A 17,220-nucleotide genomic window follows, 5' to 3' on the forward strand; every position below is an offset into this window, starting at 1 on the left:
CTCATCATCAAGCGCGGAGCACGAGATGACGGCGGAGTCGCCGAATCGAGTACTGTTCCTGTCTGTATGTGTTCCTGTCTGTATGACTGCCGCTGTCTTCTGTGTCCTGACATGGTATATCCTCCTGAAATGCAAAAGTCCGGCGGAAGATTCCGCCGGACTTTTCGCTTTTTTCCTGCTCAGGATGCCTCTTTCATGTACGAATCCCATGTCGTCTCGAACTGCCTGCTCCGCGCATCGATCTTCTGCATGATCTGATCCGCCGCGCTTCCGGATACCGGTGTCGGCTGGTAATTATTATAACTGCTGTCCGAGCTGACGCAGACTGGAATAATAGCGATATTGTCATCCTTCTGCGCGCCATCTCCGGTGACCGTAAAGGTCTGTCTGAACATCATAGCGTCCATGTCTCTCGGGTGCAGATTCCCGCCAAAGCAGAAGTTTCCAAGTCCATACACAATGAACTTCCCATTGTACTTTTCAATGCCGGACACGATGTGGGAATGGGAGCCGACGACCAGATCCGCGCCGGCATCAACTGCCGCATGTCCCAGCGTCACCATATCCTCATTTGGCTCCTCGACCAGCTCTGAATTCCAGTGGAAGTCAACAACCACAAGCTGGGCATTCTCCGCTTTCGCCTGCTTAACAGCGCTTTTCAGCTGGTCCAGGCTCTCCAGCCCGTTCTCAACTGCATAGATGCCGATAAATGCACATTTGACTCCATTCAGTTCCTGATAGGCGATATCATTTCCGCTGCACCATGCAATCCCTGCGCCGGTCAGTGCATCCTCAGTATCCTTCAGCCCCTGCTCGCCGTAATCCATCGTGTGATTGTTGGCAAGTGTCACCGCCTCGATGCTCCCGTCTTTCAGAATCGCCGTATAAGCCGGGTCCCCCTTAAATGTAAACTTCTTGTTCGCCCTCTGATCGGATGTCGTCAGGGTTCCCTCAAAATTCGCGATGGTCAGATCGTCCTGGCTGAGGATATCACGCACATTCTGGAAGAAATAGCTGTCTCCGTGGACAGCCTGGAAAGCCGGGAAACTGGTGTCAGCCGCCAGGGACGGATCCGTCCCGAGGGTACAGTCTCCGACTGCTGTAATCGTTACCGTTTTCGCGTCCGACACAGTAATCTCGGCTGTCGTATCCGGAAGGCCGTCCGCAGACGCCGTCACCTTTGCCTTCCCTTCAGAAACCGGAACAATGATGTTCCCCTGATCGATCCGGAATACCTTCTCATCCGAGGATGTATATGTAAGATGATTGACATACGCATTCTTCGGTCTGACATCCGCATGGATGGTCATCGAGCTGCCCGGCGTGACAAAATAGCTCTTCTTTGAGAATGAGAGAGACTCAGCCTCGGTGAACGTTCCGCTCACTGGGGCTGTCATATTCCCTGCCTTGTCAACTGCATACCACCAGTAAACCTGGTTCTTCTCTTCTTCAAAGGGCTGCGTGTAGGCCTGATAGAGCGGCACATCCGACGCAGGACCCGTCACGCCATAGTAGATGCCTGCCACACCGGATGAGTCGTCTGTTGCCTCCAGTGTCACCTTTCCGGCAGATTCATGAACCGTGACAACCGGCGGATCTGCATCCACATATGCCAGCTTTACCGTGGCATTCCGGACCTTGTCTGTCGACACAACCATCAGTTTCAGCGTCCCGGTTGCTGCCTGAACGGTGATATCCGTCTTTTTATCTCCGGAAAACTTGACTGCATCCCCATTAACGGTGATTGACTGGATGGTCTTCGGGGCACGGACCGAAAGGGTCACATCACCGGAGGTTGTATACGATGTCGGCTGCCGCCGGATACGGACTGTCAGTCCCTCGTCCGCTGTGATGCCGCTTCCTGACGAGGACGCGGACCCGTCCGTGCCGGAACCTGCCGCCCAGAAAATCAGAAGCACGGCAAGGAGGATTCCTGCTGCCAGGAAGCCTGCCATGATCAGACCTCTCTTTTTTCTGGCCTGCGGGGTCGTCTCCCTCATCCCGGCTGCTTTTGCTGAAGCCAGCTCTGCCCGCGGATCTGTTCCGAGAATCTCCGAAACGCTTGCCTGGTTCTTTCCCTGTCTGCTTTTCCCTGCTCTCAGTTTGGAAAGCCTGCCGCTCAAACCGTCCAGGAATCCTCCTGAGTTCCTCCCTGCTTCCTTCAGGAAACGGCGCCCGCCTTCCTGCGTTCTCCTGCTTCCGCTGTCTGCGGCAGACAGATCAGGCAGAGGACCTGTCTTTGAGCCATCAAGGTCTATAACCTCAACCTGTTTATGGTTGGCATTCTCATTCAGATTGACAACCTCGATGCTTCGCGGCATCGCTGCCGGTGTCTGATCCGCTGCAGACGCTTCACCCCCCTCGGCCAGGTGAGCACGCTCGCCGTCCGGCTGATTTCCGTTCTGCCAGCTGACGGCAGGCTTCATCTCCGGCTGAGTTCCGTCCTGCCAGCTGACGACAGGCTTCATCTCCGGCTGTGGTTCTTCAGCTTCTGTGGTCTTCTGCGGATTTTCATCAGCTGTATCAGCCGGCTGTACAGACTCATCCTCCGCAATCGGCTGTTTGTCCTCCGGATTCCTGGCTGCCGCGCTTTTCCTCTTCGTTCCAAAAAGACCTGACACACGTTCAAGCATTTTTGAAAGCGAAGATTCTTCATTCCGTAACCGTCTCTTCGCCCCTTCCGGTTCCCCGGCCGATCTCTCAGACCGGAAGTCTGCCTCATCCGATTCAAAATCATCCAGGGACAGATCCTTTTCCTGAGATCGCCTTAATGCACCCGCCTGCTCCTCTTCCTTCTTCCCGTCATCCGGGCGGACCCACTGCTTCACCGGGAGATCCGGAATCCGGACATGACGAAGATTGAAACGCGGAGGCTGCTCCATTCGCCTCTTCCAGTCGTCCTCAGGCCGGTCTGACTCGATACCGGCAGTGCCTGTCGGCTGCTCCGTTTTTCGTGATGCTTCCGGCACAGACGCTGATGTTTTCTGGTCCTGCGTTCCCGCTCTGACAGACGCTGATGCTCCCGCGCCGGTTTCTGTCCTCTCGGATGCGTCCTCAGGCTGCGGGGCATGAATCTCTCTCATCTCTATCTCCGGAGATGCCGGCACTCCATACAGAAGCTTTCCGATATCGTCTTCCTCTGATCGTCCTTCCGGCTGCGGCTCCGGCGCATATGGCTCCGGTTCCTCCTCATCTCCGAACTCATCCTCATCCAACGCGTCTTCCTCATCCGGATCGTCGTCACGGCTGTCATTCCATCTCCGTTTTTCTTTCGATCCCTCCTGTACGCCTTCCTGATCTTGATTCTCATCCTCACGGGAAAGGCGCTGGATCAGGCTTCCAAATCCGCCCCGGATTCTCTCAGCCAGACGCCCGGGGAGGGAATCCGGTTCAGATATCTCTTTCGGGTTTTCTTCTTCCGGATTTTCGTCCTCCTTCGCCGTCCCTTCGGAGCTGCCGTTTTCCTTCGGCGGCTGCCACCGCTGCGCGGCTTCTCGGACAGAGGTCTCGCCCCTCTTCGGAAGACGCGCAATCCCCCAGTGAAGCTTCAGATCTGTCTCTTCCGGCTGTGTTTCCTCCGGCTTTTTCTCCTCCAGCTTCTCCATATCGGTGGAAAGATCCGGTGAGAACGCCGCAGAAGCTTCCGCTTTTGCCTCACTGACAATGGCTTCAGTCTGCTCCTCCGCCTTCCGGCTGAGTGCTTCCTGCCGCTCTTTTTCCTCCTGCTCTTCCTTCTCGCGCTGTCTTTCCGCTTCTTCCCGAGCCTTCTCTCTCTCACGCGCCCGGCGTTCCGCTTCCTGGCGCGTGTCGAAATGAATCTTCACAACCCTCGATCTTACGGCCGTACTCTCGTCTGATGTTTCCTTAAGCTCCTTCAGAAGCTCCCTGATTTCTTCGTTATCCATGAATCATTTACACCCTGAAGTAGTCAACGCCACTCTCAAATACCTTCATATCCTGCTCGCCGCTGATATTGATTGCGACGCCGTCGCCTCTGCGCTCGACATGTGCCATCTTTCCGAAGATCCGCCCGTCCGGGCTCGTGATCCCCTCAATACAGCAGACCGAGCCGTTCACGTTCCACTCACTGTCAGATGTGACCGTTCCTTCCGGTGTGCAGTACATCGTCGCTGCCTGTCCATTTTCAAGCAGCTTCCGTACCCAGGCCTCATCCGCCACGAACCGGCCTTCACCGTGGGAAGCCGGATTCACATACACACCGCCTGCCTCTGCCCTGCTGAGCCAGGGGCTCTTCTTTGAAACGACCTTTGTATATACCATTCTCGAAATGTGCCTGTGAATGGTATTGAAGGTCAGCGTCGGAGAATCCTCCTTCTGGCCGACGATCCCGCCATACGGCACAAGCCCCAGCTTGATCAGGGCCTGAAAACCGTTGCAGATGCCAAGTATGAGACCATCGCGTTCGTTCAGAAGCCTTGTGACAGCCTCCTTCAACTTCTCGTTTCGGAAGGCGGTTGCAAAAAACTTTGCAGAGCCATCCGGTTCATCTCCTGCGGAAAATCCGCCCGGGAACATGAGGATCTGGGCTTTGTCGATCGATGCCGCAAACTCATCGATCGATTCCGATATTTCTTCCGCTGTCCGGCTCCGCAGAACCTTCACATCCGTGTTGGCTCCCGCAGCATCAAAGGCCTTGGCCGAATCATACTCACAGTTCGTTCCCGGGAAGACCGGGATAAAGACATTCGGCTGTGCAAAATGATGTGTGCAGACTGAAATCTGCGGCACCTCGCAGATCGGAAGCTTTTCCGGTGCCTCTGCGCTTTTCTCCGGCCTGCCCGGGTGCGAGTGGAAGACCTGCTCCAGCGTACCAGTCCAGGAGGATATCGCCTCCTCTACCGGAATTGTGATGCTCCTGTAGGACAGCTTCCGGTCATCCGTCACAACACCGACCACCGTATAGGCTGTCTGAAGCTCTGAGACCTTCCCGTCCGGTACTTCTGCCACAATTGCGCCGAAATCCGGGAAGAACAGATCCTCAGGTGCAACCGAATGCTCGATCCGAAAGCCGAGATGATTGCCGAACGCCATCTTTGACAGGGCAGCCGCGACCCCCATCCGGTCAATCGCATAGGCAGAAATCACTCTTCCGGCCTTCACATCCTCAAAGAACCTGCCATACTGCTCTTTTGCCGCCTCATAGTCCGGGAGATCGTATGAATCCCTCGGGACCTGGATCAGGACAAGCTTTGATCCCGCCTTCTTCAGCTCCGGTGAGATGATATTGCCAAGTTCATTGACATCGACCGCGAACGATACGAGTGTCGGCGGCACATCAATGTCGTCAAATGTTCCTGACATGGAATCCTTCCCGCCGATGGAGGCAAGACCGAATCCCCGCTGTGCGGCGTACGCCCCGAGCAGTGCCGCCAGCGGCTGGCTCCATCTCTCCGGGTCCGTGCTCATCCTTCTGAAATACTCCTGGAAGGTAAAATGAATCTTCTTCCAGTCTCCGCCGCCTGCAACAATACGCGCGACAGACTCCAGGACAGCGTACTGTGCGCCATGGTACGGGCTCCAGGAAGAAAGCCAGGGATCAAACCCGGCTGCCATCATCGTAACCGTGTCACATGTTCCCTTCAGGACTGGAAGCTTTGCAACCATTGACTGGGTCTCTGTCAGCTGATACTTTCCGCCATAGGGCATGAGGACCGTCCCTGCACCGATGGAGGAATCGAACATCTCCACAAGCCCCTTCTGCGAGCAGCCGTTCAGATCCGAGAGACTTCTGAGCCACCTGTCCCGGACCTCCGCCTCGTCGATCGGCTTTTTCTCAAAGAACCGGGCCTGCTCATCAGGCTCTTCAATTCTGGCATCTGTCTCCTGATGCGCTCCATTCGTGTCAAGGAAAGCCCGCTCAATATCGACGATGGTCTTCCCTCTCCAGTTCATGACCAGCCTGGGCTCCTCTGTAACCTTCGCCACCTCCGTGGCCTCAAGGTTCTCCTCCGCCGCATATTTCATGAAAGCCGGCTCATCCTTCGGATCGATGACGACCGCCATCCGTTCCTGAGACTCCGAAATCGCAATCTCGGTTCCGTCAAGTCCGGCATATTTCTTCGGAACCTTGTCAAGGTCAATGACAAGCCCGGCTGCCAGCTCCCCGATCGCAACAGACACGCCGCCTGCTCCGAAATCATTGCACTTGCGGATCAGCTTCGAAACCTCCGGTCTCCTGAACATCCGCTGAAGCTTTCGCTCTGTGGGTGCATTCCCCTTCTGAACCTCGGCCCCGCACACCTCGATCGACTGCGCGTTGTGTGCCTTCGAGGACCCGGTCGCACCCCCGATTCCATCCCGTCCGGTCCGTCCGCCGAGCAGAATGATTACGTCTCCCGGTCTCGAATCCGCGCGGAGGACGTTCTTTCTCGGAGCCGCCGCCATGACTGCGCCAAGCTCCATCCGCTTTGCGACATAATTCGGATGATAAAATTCCTTTACATATCCGGTCGCCAGCCCGATCTGGTTTCCATAGGAGCTGTAGCCATGCGCAGCCTCCCGGACCAGCTTCTTCTGCGGCAGCTTTCCGTTCATCGTCTCACCGATCGGCTGACGGGGATCCGCCGCACCTGTGATGCGCATCGCCTGATAGACATAGGTTCTGCCGGAAAGCGGATCGCGGATCGCGCCGCCCAGACAGGTTGCCGCGCCGCCGAAGGGTTCAATCTCGGTCGGGTGGTTGTGCGTCTCGTTCTTGAAATTCACAAGCCACTCCTCGGTCTTCCCATCGATTTTGACCGGAACCACGATGGAGCAGGCATTGATTTCGTCCGTGTCCTCCTGGTCGCTCAGTCTGCCCTCCTTCTTCAGGACTCTGGCACCCATGGTCGCCAGGTCCATCAGACAGACATATTTGTCCTTTCTGTCTCCGTAAACCGCCCTTCGATCGGAGAGATACTGCCGGAGGGTGTCCTCAATCGGCTTTTTATATCGCCCATCTTCGATGGATATTGTTCTGAGCTCCGTTGCAAATGTCGTATGTCTGCAGTGGTCCGACCAGTAGGTGTCCAGCACACGGATCTCCGTTACGGTCGGATCTCTGTGCGCCTCCTGCAGATAGTAGGTCTGGATGAACTGAAAGTCACGGAAGGTCATCGCAAGATTCAGGGATTCATACAGCGACCTGAGTTTCTCCTCAGAAAGAGCGCGGAAATGATCAAAGACACTGACGTCTGCGGGCTGTTCATACCGGCGCTTGAGCGTATCCGCCTTTTCCAGGGATGCCAGTCTGGAATCAACCGGGTTGATCACGTAGCTCTCAATCCGGCCGATCTCCTCATCTGAGAGGGCCCCCCTGCAGACATAAACCGTCGCTGTGCGGATCCGGACATCGCCTCTCTCTCCGAGAAGCTTCACGCAGGCCTCGGCGGAATCCGCCCTCTGATCGAACTGTCCGGGCAGATACTCGACCGCAAACACCCTTTCGTCATCTGCCACAGGGAAGGTTTCCTCCGTGAGATCGTCAACAGGCGGTTCCGAAAAGACACACTTCTCGGCTTCCCGGAACACCTCATCGCTGATATTCTCGACATCATAACGAATCAGAATCCGGATCTCTTTCAGTTCCGGAATCCCGAGATAATTCCTGACCTCGTGAGCCAGGCTCTCCGCCGCGCCGCGAAACCCCTTCTTCTTCTCAGCATAGACTCTTCTGACACTCATCCGCTCTTCTCCTCTTTGATGTGGGGCTGGCCTGTCTCCCAGACACAGCAGGTTGCCAAAAATAAGATCTGAATTTATCAGCTGTCTGGCTGATTCAGCTGTTTTCTCAGTTCACTTTCCACCTTGCCTGCCTCGCTCTCCTCACTCTGAAGCACAATCTGCCGGCTTTTTTCTGTTCCTGGGTGAAACATCCACTTTTGTTCTCTCCAGGCAAAACCCAGGACTGCCGCGGCAGTCAGTACGATGATGATGATCAGCGCTCTGACTGTTGTTTTCAGGGCTTTGGACCGATTCTCATATTCTTCAAAGCTGTCAAGAGCCCGGTCCCGTCTGCGTCCGGGGGGTGCCGTACGAAAATGAACTTTCTTCAGTTCTTTCTTCTGCTGTTTCTCAAGCCGCTCTGCCCTCTTCTCCTCCGGACTTACCGGAACCCTCGCGCCGCACTGGCTGCAGTAATGATCCGTTTTCCGGAGCGGAGCCCCGCACTTTCTGCAAACTCTCATACCCGTCCCCCGGGCCGGAACGCCCTCGCTCCGACGCTCTCACATCACTGATAAAGAAGATTGGAAGAAACAGACAGGCTGCTCCACTTGTCCGTTCCTGTCTTCACATTGGCCGCCGGGATATTCACTGTAACGAGCATGCTTTGTCCGCCCTCGACTGCCTGCTGAACAGGCGTGTTCACCGATGCCACCTGCTTTGTCCCATCGGTCAGCACCAGATCGATGCTGTCGCACCACTTCGTCCCATCCTGGCCGTTAGCAAGCCACAGAGCCAGTCCGAGGCTGCCGTCTGTGTTCTGCCAGGCCATATTCACAAGACTGTAGAACGCCCCGTCGAACACACCCTTTTCAGAGAATCGAAGAGCCAGATAAGGATACAGGTCAACCGCATTTCTTCCGCTTCCAAGGGCAGCCTCGTACCCCTCCGGATACTTCCCGGAAAAGTAATTGCCCTCCGGAAGTGCCGCCGCCTTCCAGCCGTTCTTGTACTTTGCGATGCGCATCAGCACTGAATACCACTGTACCGAACCATCCTTCTCAACCTCATAATCGGTCAGTCCGACTCCAAAATAGTACGGTGACTGGGTCTTGTCTTTCGTCGGATCCAGGAAGCAGACATCTTTGTGCCCCGTGAGAGCCTTTGTCTCCGCCTCCGCCTGACTCACAGACTTCATCTGATTCTGAAGCGTATCCGCATCCATCGCAGTTTCAAAACAGGAAGCAAAATTCTCGTTGTCCGTCAGCTCCGCATAGTGCTTCATCTTCGAATAGAGCGCCCTTGCCTGCCTGACAGCCTCCTCTGCGGTGATTCCCTCAGCCTCCGCATTCGTCGGTCCGGCTCCGTCCGACTTCCCTTCTGAAGACGCGCCTTCTGTTTCATTCGTCTTCTCCCCGGAAATCGCTGCGGTCGAGCCCTCCTGAGCTGCACCCTGTGAAAGCGCGATTGCATTCTTTTCCCCGCTGCCAGCCGCCTCCAAGGCAGTCTCCGTCTCCGACTCTCCCAGGATCACTGCCGGTGCAGCCCCCGCTCCGAAGGCACACTCCATCGCCAAAACCCCGGCCAGCCAAACAGCCGCAGTCCTATTTCTCATCATGATAAAACCTCCATCCGCCTGCTCCGCTTAGGCACAACCCCTCCGCAACATCCAGCAGACTCGCACCCAGATTTTATAATGTTTCAGTGTATAAGTCCAGTCACAAAGAGCAGCCAGGTCGCATGCTTGCATGCGTATCCGGCTGCTCTTTAGTGACGACAACAGGCATGAGCGTGAAGCGACGCGTCAGCGGCGCGGGAACGCGAATGCCTGTAGCGGCCCGGAAGCTGCGAAAGCAGCGAAGGGACGCGTAGGACTTATACGCGTACGCATTACAGCGACGACAACCGGAAATGAGCGTGAAGCGACGCATTTTATTTACAGACACCACGGCGTCTCCCACTGGTACTTTTCCATCACCACGTGGCCATCCTGAAACTCCACCCCGTCCTCCTTCAGCAGTCTGACCTGCTCATTCTCTCCGCCAAAAGCGAACGCTTTGGAGACAGCACCGTCCTTTGTTACAACCCGGTAACACGGGACATGCTCGGGATCATTGTTTACATGCAGCGCAAACCCCACCACCCGTGCCCAGCGCGGATTGCCCGCAAGCCTGGCTACCTGGCCATAGGTTGCGACCTTACCTCTCGGAATCTGACGGACAACATCATAGATCCGCTGGAAACTGTTTTTTCCCTTATCTTCCCCGCCCTCTTCCGGATATGCCGCCTCATGATACTTGATTGATTTCGCCATCCATTTCTCTCCTTTGCTTCTGCAATAGAAGTCTCTTTCTATGATATACTGACAGACAGAAGGACGCCAGTGTGAATACAGGAGAAACCAATGAAACAGGATCAAAACGGGAATCGTGACAACAGCAGGGAAGTGATCAGCCGTCTCAATCAGCAGATCTTCAGCCTCAAGAAGCAGGTTCAGTCTGCCTCCCTTGAGATGGCTATGATGCGTGCCCAGATGGACGACCTGAAGAAAGATGCACGCCGCAGCCTGCGGCTCGAGCGTTTTAATGTACCGGACGATGCCCATATGGAGGAGATCAACGAGACGGTTGCAATGATCGAGAAAGCAATCGGAAAAGAACGCAGAAAAAACCGCTCATCCAGACCTGACAGAGAGGAAAACACTTCTCCGAGCAGGCTGGACGAGCGGATCATCCTGATCGTCCTGAAGCTGCGCCGCAAAAACTTTACAATCCGTGAAATCGCATCCCACACCGGCCTCGGCTTCGGAACTGTCCAGGGCATCATCCAGAAATACGGAAGTGATCCCGGTATTCAGAACCTGGTCACCGGCGGAACACAGATGGAGCTGAGCGATTACATTCTCGTCAAGCCCGGCGAAGATGAGAACTGAAACTGCGCAGCCTGACCCGGCAGGCTTGCCTGAAAGCAGTCACAGGCAAGCCTCCTGAAGCCTCAGATTTCCCTGGTTGCGTGTCTCAGCCACGTTCTCTCTTCTTCACTCAGGTAAGGGGAGACCTCCGCGTAAACCCTTCTGTGATATTGATTCAGAATCTCTTTTTCTCTCTCTGAGAGCATCTCCGGCACAACTGCATCCAGATCCCACGGCACAAGGGTCAGAACTTCGAATTCCATGAACTGCCCGTACTCATTCTTTTCCGCCTTTCTGCACAGCATCAGATTCTCGCAGCGGACACCGAACTTCCCGGTCAGATAGATGCCGGGTTCATCGGATGTCACCATCCCCTCTTCAAAGACGCATGGCGTGCGGCGTCCCGGTCTCCAGGTATAGTTGACGCTGTTCGGCCCCTCATGGACATTCAGAAGATATCCGACACCATGCCCGGTCCCATGGTTATAGTCAAGTCCTGCCTCCCAGAGCGGACTGCGTGCAAGGTAGTCGATGGCCGTCCCGGTGCATCCATAGTGGAATTTCGCTGCACCGAGATTCAGATTGCCGCGCAGCACCCGAGTATACATCTCCTTCTCCTCCTGCGTCAGAATCCCGCAGGCAAAGGTCCTCGTGATATCCGTGGTTCCCTCCAGATACTGTCCGCCGGAATCCACCAGCAGGAAGCTTCTGGGCTCGAGCGGAATGTCTGTCTCCGGTGTCGGCTCATAGTGCACGATGGCACCATGGGAACCAAAGCCCGCGATGGTATCGAAGCTGATTCCGAGGAAATGCTCCTGTTCCTGCCTGAACTTCAGCAGTCTGTCGCAGGCGGACAGCTCCGTGATCGGATGGGCCGGATCGTAGTGTGCCATCTGCTGCTTGAGCCAGTACATAAACTTCGTGACCGCCACGCCATCCTTCAGATGTGCCTCCCCGGTGTGCTCCATTTCCACCGGGGTGCGGATCGCCTTCGGAAGCAAGGTTGGATTCGTCGTATCGACCACGCGGACGCCCTTCGGCACGGAGGACCAGACCGTATAGTTGACGGTCGATGTGTCAAACAATAGCGTGCTCTTCTCCGGAATCGTCTTCATCCAGCTGTACAAGTCGTTGTAAGGAACCAGACGGACATGGTCCTTTTCCAGCTCCCTGACGAGCGCGCTCCCGCAGACACCATGGACGGCCGCCGGGTCTGCCCCGTCCGCAAACGCCTCTGCCTGCGTGAACAGGAGGACTTCCTGCGGTGTCACGGCAACATAGGCCAGAAAGACCGGATTGCAGGCGACATCGTCCCCGCGGAGGTTCAGAAGCCAGGCAATATCGTCAAGGGAAGTCAGCACATGATAGTCTGCCTTATGACTTTTCATCGCCTCTCTCAGATCCGCAATCTTGTCCGCTCTCGACTTCCCCGTCCACTTTGTATCAAGTTCCCAGACCGGACGGCAGGACAGTGCCGGGCGGTCTTCCCAGATCGCCCCGACCAGATCCAGGTCAGACGATATGGAAGCTCCGTTCTTTTTTGCGATCCCGGCCAGCCTGCTGCCCTTTCCGGCCGTCATGCAGCGGCCGTCAAATCCCAGTACCTGTTCCTTCGCAAGGTGCGCTGCGATGAATTCCTCTGTCGTCGGGACACCCTCATCGCCCATTCTCATCAGTGTCACCCCGGAATCCTTCAGCTGATCTGCTGCCTGCAGGAAATACCGGCCATCCGTCCAGAGGTAGGCACTGTCCTTCAGAATCAATGCTGTCCCCGCCGAGCCCGTGAAGCCGGTGATAAACTCTCTGCACTTGAAATAATTCCCGACGTACTCTGAGCTGTGGAAATCGTCCGTCGGCACCAGCCAGGCATCAATCCCATGCTTTTTCATCTCCGCCCTCAGAGCGGTCAGTCTCTCCGGTACTGTCATATCGTCTTTCCTCCTCCTGTTTCATCATTGATCGCGAAAACGACGTTCCATCCCGCCCGGTTTATGCAGGATGAATCTGTCCTGGACTTTCCGCCAAAGCCGGATCAGACCAGTGCTCCGGCAGATTTTGCATCCACCCCGGATTTTGTATTCTTATGGTAGATTTCTACCAGCCCGTCCAGGACGAGTGTCCGGACCAGGGTGATGTCATGTGTGCAGGCTCCGATCACTGTGCCGGCCAGCCCGCCGGTCGCAACGACCTGGAGCTGAGTTCCAGTCTCTGCCTCCACCCGGTCAATCAGGCCGTCAATCATCGCTGCGTTCCCGTAGAGCAGTCCGCTGCGCATCGCGTCCGCCGTATTCTTTCCGATGACCTTCTTCGGCACCTCCAGACTGATTCCCTGGAGCATCGACGTTTCCTTCACCAGTGCATCCAGCGACAGCCGAAGTCCGGTCATGATCATGCCGCCGACATAGCTGCGGGTTTCATCAATCACGATCATCGTCGTTGCGGTCCCCATGTCAATCACCATCAGCGGCGGATCAAACTTCGCCAGCGCTCCGACCGCTCCGGCAATCAGGTCCGCCCCGATCGATGTCGGGTCATCCATCCGGATATTCAGACCGGTTTTCAAGCCGGGTCCGACCACGTATGCCTGCACACCGCAGACCTTCTTCAGGGCAGTCCGCACGATGTATGTCAGCGGCGGGACTACAGAGCCGATGATTGCCCCGTCAATCATGGACACATCCACTCCATGAAGATCCAGGGCTGTCTTGAATAAGATCGCATATTCGAGCGATGTCTTGGAAGTATCCGTGGAAATGCGTTCCGTGAATATGGCTTTCCATCCTTGATACCCTCCAAGGACCGTATTGGTATTCCCGATATCGATTGCAAGCAGCATATCCGCCCGTCTCCTTTTCATCAGACCGCTTCGCTTGTCCGCCCCGCTCTCACCTTCTACCCATACAAAAATGTATGGATCACACCCTCTTTCGCAATGTGCAGGTTCAGCAGCATGGGGGAACAGCCCTTTCGAAGCATCCCGAGTATACCACAAGAGGAGAAACCCGTGCATAGACAATTACTATTTGATTTTACAAAATTTGATTTTGTATTCTGATTAATCCTTGTATCTGCAGCAGGCTCTATGGTACACTATCTGCAGAGTCTCTCAAAACAGACATCCAAGAAGGAGGTTTTTCATATGGCACAGAAAGATCAGGACTGCCAGGAAGCTTCTTCCTGCAGCCGCTCAAGCTGTGAGGGCTGCCCGGAGCATGAAAAAGAAGCACATGGTCCGCAGAAGTTTCCGCAGAATCCAGGAAGTTTTGTCAAACATGTGATCGGTGTCGTGTCCGGTAAGGGCGGTGTCGGAAAGAGCTTCGTGACCGCTTCCCTGGCAAATGCACTTGTAAAAGCCGGTCACAGCGTCGGAATCCTTGACGCCGACATTACCGGTCCGTCCATCCCGAAGATGTATGGACTGACCGCTGACCAGACGCGCGCGGTGGATGAGCACACGCTGCTCCCGGTCACTACGGCAAACGGCATCAAGGTCATGAGTCTGAATCTGATCATCCAGGACCCGGAACAGGCTGTCATCTGGAGAGGGCCGATCCTCGGACAGGTGATTCAGCAGTTCTGGAGCGACGTTGCCTGGGGACAGCTCGACTATCTGCTGGTCGACATGCCGCCCGGAACAGGTGATGTTCCGCTGACAGTCTTCCAGTCACTGCCGGTTGACGGAATCTTTATCGTCACCAGCCCGCAGGATCTGGTTCGCATGATCGTCGCGAAGGCCTGGAACATGGCACAGATGATGAAGATTCCGGTCCTCGGCATGATCGAAAACTACAGCTATCTGAAGTGTCCTGACTGCGGGAAGATCATCAAGGTCTTCGGCGAGAGTCACATCGACGAGGTTTCAAAGAGCACAGGACTTGAGGTCTGCGGCAACATCCCGATCAACCCGGACTACGCCCAGCTCGCAGATGAAGGTCGGTTCGCAGAGATGGATGTCGACTTCCTGGACAGAGCCCTGAAGAAGGTGGAGAGCACGCTCACCGTCTGATACCATCAGACAGCTCCGCGCAGCCGGGGAGTCCGCTCACACGCTGAATTGCCGTACCAGACAGCTCCGCGCAGCCGGAGCGTCTGCCTCACAATGTCAGATTATTTCCCCGCGCACAGGTATCAAGAAGGCACCGGATCACACGATGGATCCAGTGCCTTCTTCATATGTTTCGTGCTTTTCCGGCTGTCCGGCAGGAGTCTCCCTGCTTTTACAAAGTACCGGCTCAGATGGTCATTGTCCTGAACGCCTCCGGCTTTACCACTTTGATATCCGGAAATTCCTCCTGCATCAGCTTCTTCAGCGGTCTGAGATCAACATCCCGCGACATTGGCGGAAAGGCATTGTCAAAATGCGACAGGACGACGCTTTTCGGCTGAAGGACAGACAGGACCTCGCGTGCACGGGCTGGCAGATCATTGTTGCCCTGGTATGGAAGGATCAGGACATCAGCATGCTTCGGGTAGGTTTCCGCCGGATCAAGTGCCAGACTCCCCAGGAGCAGGATTTCACGTCCTTCCGCCTTGATATCATATGCCACAATCTCCCCTGCTTCCTTGAAGGTCCGGTTTGCCCAGAACAAAAACGGCAGATTTCCCGCATACCGGATCATACGCCAGGGCGAGAGTGTGTCGAGGATGTATCGCCATCTGAACGCAATGTGCCTTGCACGAAGCGGTGTAATCCTGATATCACCAATCGGGTACGTTCTGTCCGGTTGAATTTCCACCACGCGGTCCTGATCCGCCTCAAACCGTTCCAGCGTCTTTACGCACTGCCTCGTGCAGAAAACCGTAAAGTCACTGTCATCGATCTTGTCCGCGGTAAAGGCAAAGTGATCAAAATGACAGTGTGTGATAAACACCGTATCATACTGAAGCAGTTCATCATCTGTCAGCGCGACATGTCCGCCCTGCAGCTCCATGAATGGGTCGAACAGGATCTTCTCTTTCCCGCTCTCAAGCACAAAAACGGCAGTTCCAAGCCAAGTCAGTTTCATTTCAGTCACTCCATTTCCGCTCAGTCCACTGCAGCAAGCAGCATTTTTGTATAGTCGTGCTGCGGTTCTTCAAATACCTGCCGGACATCTCCACTTTCCACAATTTCGCCCTGTTTCATGACCAGCACCCGGTCGCAGATCTGGTAAATCACGTTCAGATCATGGCTGATAAACAGATAACTCAGTCTGAATTCCTCCTTCAGCCGGACCAGCAGCCTCAGAATCTGCGCCTGGACGGTCACGTCCAGTGCGGACACCGGTTCATCCAGCAGGACCAGCTGCGGCTGCTGAATCATAGCCGCGGCAATACAGACACGCTGCCGCTGTCCGCCGGACAATTCGTATGGATATCTATCGATATACTCCTCTGAAAGTCCTACCTGTTCCAGAATCTCCGGAACAAGAGTCCGGTCTGCCCGTTTGCCGCGCCTCTCCCCTGCACGCAGGGCTTCCCGCAGCGTCCACCCCACTGTTCTTACAGGATTCAGGCTCGAGTAAGGATCCTGAAACACCATCTGCGGATGATCCGTATGGTGGATGATCTCACCCTCGTAGTCCATTCCAAGCCCCAGGACCGCACGGCAGAGCGTCGTTTTTCCGCTCCCGCTCTCTCCGACGAGTCCCAGTGTCTCGCCTTTTTGAATCGAGAATGTCACATCCCGGAGGACCTGCATATCCCTCTCACCGAATCCAGAATGTGTTCCGGAGAATCTGCGTGCTTTCCTATAATAGCTGCTTACATGCCTCACTTCCAGCACAGAATCAGTCATATGCCCTGCACCTCTCTTCCCTCGTCGGAATGGATGCGATCAATTTCTTCGTATAAGCGTGCTGCGGACGGGCAAACACCTCCGCTGTCTCCCCTCTCTCCACAATCTTTCCCCGTTCCATGACCAGGACGCTCTTGCAGATCTTCTTCACGACATGCAGATCATGACTGATAAACAGAATTGTCATGCCGTAATCCTCATTCAGGTTCCTCAGCAGTTCAAGGATCTGTTCCTGGATCAGAACATCCAGCGCCGTCGTGACCTCATCGCAGATAAGCAGCTTTGGCTTTGTGATCATGGCTGCCGCGATGGAGGCCCGCTGGAGCATGCCGCCCGAAAGCTCGTACGGATACCGGCTGTACAGCTCCTCCGCATCTCTCAGGCCTGCGAGTCCCATGGCCTCGATGGCCCGCTTCCTCCGCTCCATTTTCGGTATACCACGGACTGTCAGAGCCTCCTCCACCTGCCTGCCGATCCTGCAGAGCGGGTCGAAGGTCGTCATCGGGTCCTGGAACACCACGCCTACATCCTGTCCCCGGATCCTGCGCAGGTCCTCCTCACTGCAGGAAAACATCTCCCGTCCATCAAGCAGAATGCTGCCCTCCTCGTCCGCCTTCCCGCGCGGCATCAGACCGCTGACACACATTGCCGTCACCGTCTTCCCGCTTCCACTCTCTCCGACAATGCCCAGCGTCTCCCCCCTCTTCAGGGAAAATGAAACACCGTTCACCGCATACCGCTCCGGTGCCGCATTGTGAAAGTGAACCCTGAGTCCGCTCACCTTCAGCAGGTCTGGTGCCTGCTGCCCACCATTCTTCTGGCTTTGTCTGTCCGTCATCTCATCTCCCGCATTCTCACCTGGCATTTGACT

Annotated in this window: 12 protein-coding genes; 2 read left to right on the forward strand and 10 right to left on the reverse strand. The window is 55.5% G+C overall.

All coding sequences use genetic code 11. The annotated features are described in order from the left end of the window. Positions 1–179 precede the first annotated feature (179 nt). The 5 genes from ACTQ1N_RS01925 to ACTQ1N_RS01945 all read right to left on the reverse strand — a co-directional run bounded on the left by ACTQ1N_RS01925 (position 180) and on the right by ACTQ1N_RS01945 (position 9,976). Positions 180–3,905, reverse strand: coding sequence for a CapA family protein (locus ACTQ1N_RS01925; protein WP_441954092.1), 3,726 nt, complete (start codon positions 3,903–3,905; stop codon positions 180–182). A 7-nt stretch (positions 3,906–3,912) separates the two neighbouring features. Further along, the gene (locus ACTQ1N_RS01930) at positions 3,913–7,683 is read right to left on the reverse strand and encodes a phosphoribosylformylglycinamidine synthase (protein WP_441954094.1); all 3,771 of its coding nucleotides are present in this window, start codon (positions 7,681–7,683) and stop codon (positions 3,913–3,915) included. A 77-nt stretch (positions 7,684–7,760) separates the two neighbouring features. Next, positions 7,761–8,186, reverse strand: a complete 426-nt coding sequence (locus ACTQ1N_RS01935) for a zinc ribbon domain-containing protein (RefSeq protein WP_154522684.1) — start codon at positions 8,184–8,186, stop codon at positions 7,761–7,763. A gap of 44 nt (positions 8,187–8,230) precedes the next feature. Then, positions 8,231–9,280, reverse strand: a complete 1,050-nt coding sequence (locus ACTQ1N_RS01940; RefSeq protein ID WP_441954097.1) for a hypothetical protein — start codon at positions 9,278–9,280, stop codon at positions 8,231–8,233. A gap of 318 nt (positions 9,281–9,598) precedes the next feature. Beyond that, positions 9,599–9,976, reverse strand: coding sequence for an MGMT family protein (locus ACTQ1N_RS01945; RefSeq protein WP_277067834.1), 378 nt, complete (start codon positions 9,974–9,976; stop codon positions 9,599–9,601). A gap of 90 nt (positions 9,977–10,066) precedes the next feature. Here ACTQ1N_RS01945 and ACTQ1N_RS01950 point away from each other — a divergent pair, with 90 nt between their 5' ends. Beyond that, positions 10,067–10,594, forward strand: coding sequence for a hypothetical protein (locus ACTQ1N_RS01950; RefSeq protein WP_441954099.1), 528 nt, complete (start codon positions 10,067–10,069; stop codon positions 10,592–10,594). A gap of 62 nt (positions 10,595–10,656) precedes the next feature. On the opposite strand, the gene ACTQ1N_RS01955 is transcribed toward ACTQ1N_RS01950, so the two are convergent. Then, on the reverse strand, positions 10,657–12,501 hold the full coding sequence (locus tag ACTQ1N_RS01955; protein ID WP_441954101.1) for an aminopeptidase P family protein: 1,845 nt from the start codon (positions 12,499–12,501) through the stop codon (positions 10,657–10,659). 104 nt (positions 12,502–12,605) lie between these two features. Beyond that, positions 12,606–13,409, reverse strand: coding sequence for a type III pantothenate kinase (locus tag ACTQ1N_RS01960; RefSeq protein ID WP_441954103.1), 804 nt, complete (start codon positions 13,407–13,409; stop codon positions 12,606–12,608). Between the two features lie 303 nt (positions 13,410–13,712). Here ACTQ1N_RS01960 and ACTQ1N_RS01965 point away from each other — a divergent pair, with 303 nt between their 5' ends. Then, positions 13,713–14,579, forward strand: coding sequence for a P-loop NTPase (locus ACTQ1N_RS01965; protein WP_441954105.1), 867 nt, complete (start codon positions 13,713–13,715; stop codon positions 14,577–14,579). Between the two features lie 226 nt (positions 14,580–14,805). On the opposite strand, the gene ACTQ1N_RS01970 is transcribed toward ACTQ1N_RS01965, so the two are convergent. From ACTQ1N_RS01970 to ACTQ1N_RS01980, 3 genes are read right to left on the reverse strand one after another with little or no spacing between them, the layout of a single operon-like run. After that, the gene (locus ACTQ1N_RS01970) at positions 14,806–15,579 is read right to left on the reverse strand and encodes an MBL fold metallo-hydrolase (RefSeq protein ID WP_154522704.1); all 774 of its coding nucleotides are present in this window, start codon (positions 15,577–15,579) and stop codon (positions 14,806–14,808) included. 20 nt (positions 15,580–15,599) lie between these two features. Beyond that, positions 15,600–16,349: an ABC transporter ATP-binding protein gene (locus ACTQ1N_RS01975; protein ID WP_277067836.1), complete on the reverse strand. Its 750-nt coding sequence runs from the start codon at positions 16,347–16,349 to the stop codon at positions 15,600–15,602. Continuing rightward, entirely contained in the window at positions 16,342–17,187 is an 846-nt protein-coding gene (locus tag ACTQ1N_RS01980; RefSeq protein WP_441954108.1) for an ABC transporter ATP-binding protein, read from the reverse strand. Before ACTQ1N_RS01980 ends, ACTQ1N_RS01975 begins: the two co-directional genes overlap by 8 nt. Between the last annotated feature and the right edge of the window lie 33 nt (positions 17,188–17,220).

Source organism: Porcincola sp. LCP21S3_C12 (genome assembly GCF_052118625.1).
Classification (GTDB): domain Bacteria; phylum Bacillota; class Clostridia; order Lachnospirales; family Lachnospiraceae; genus Porcincola.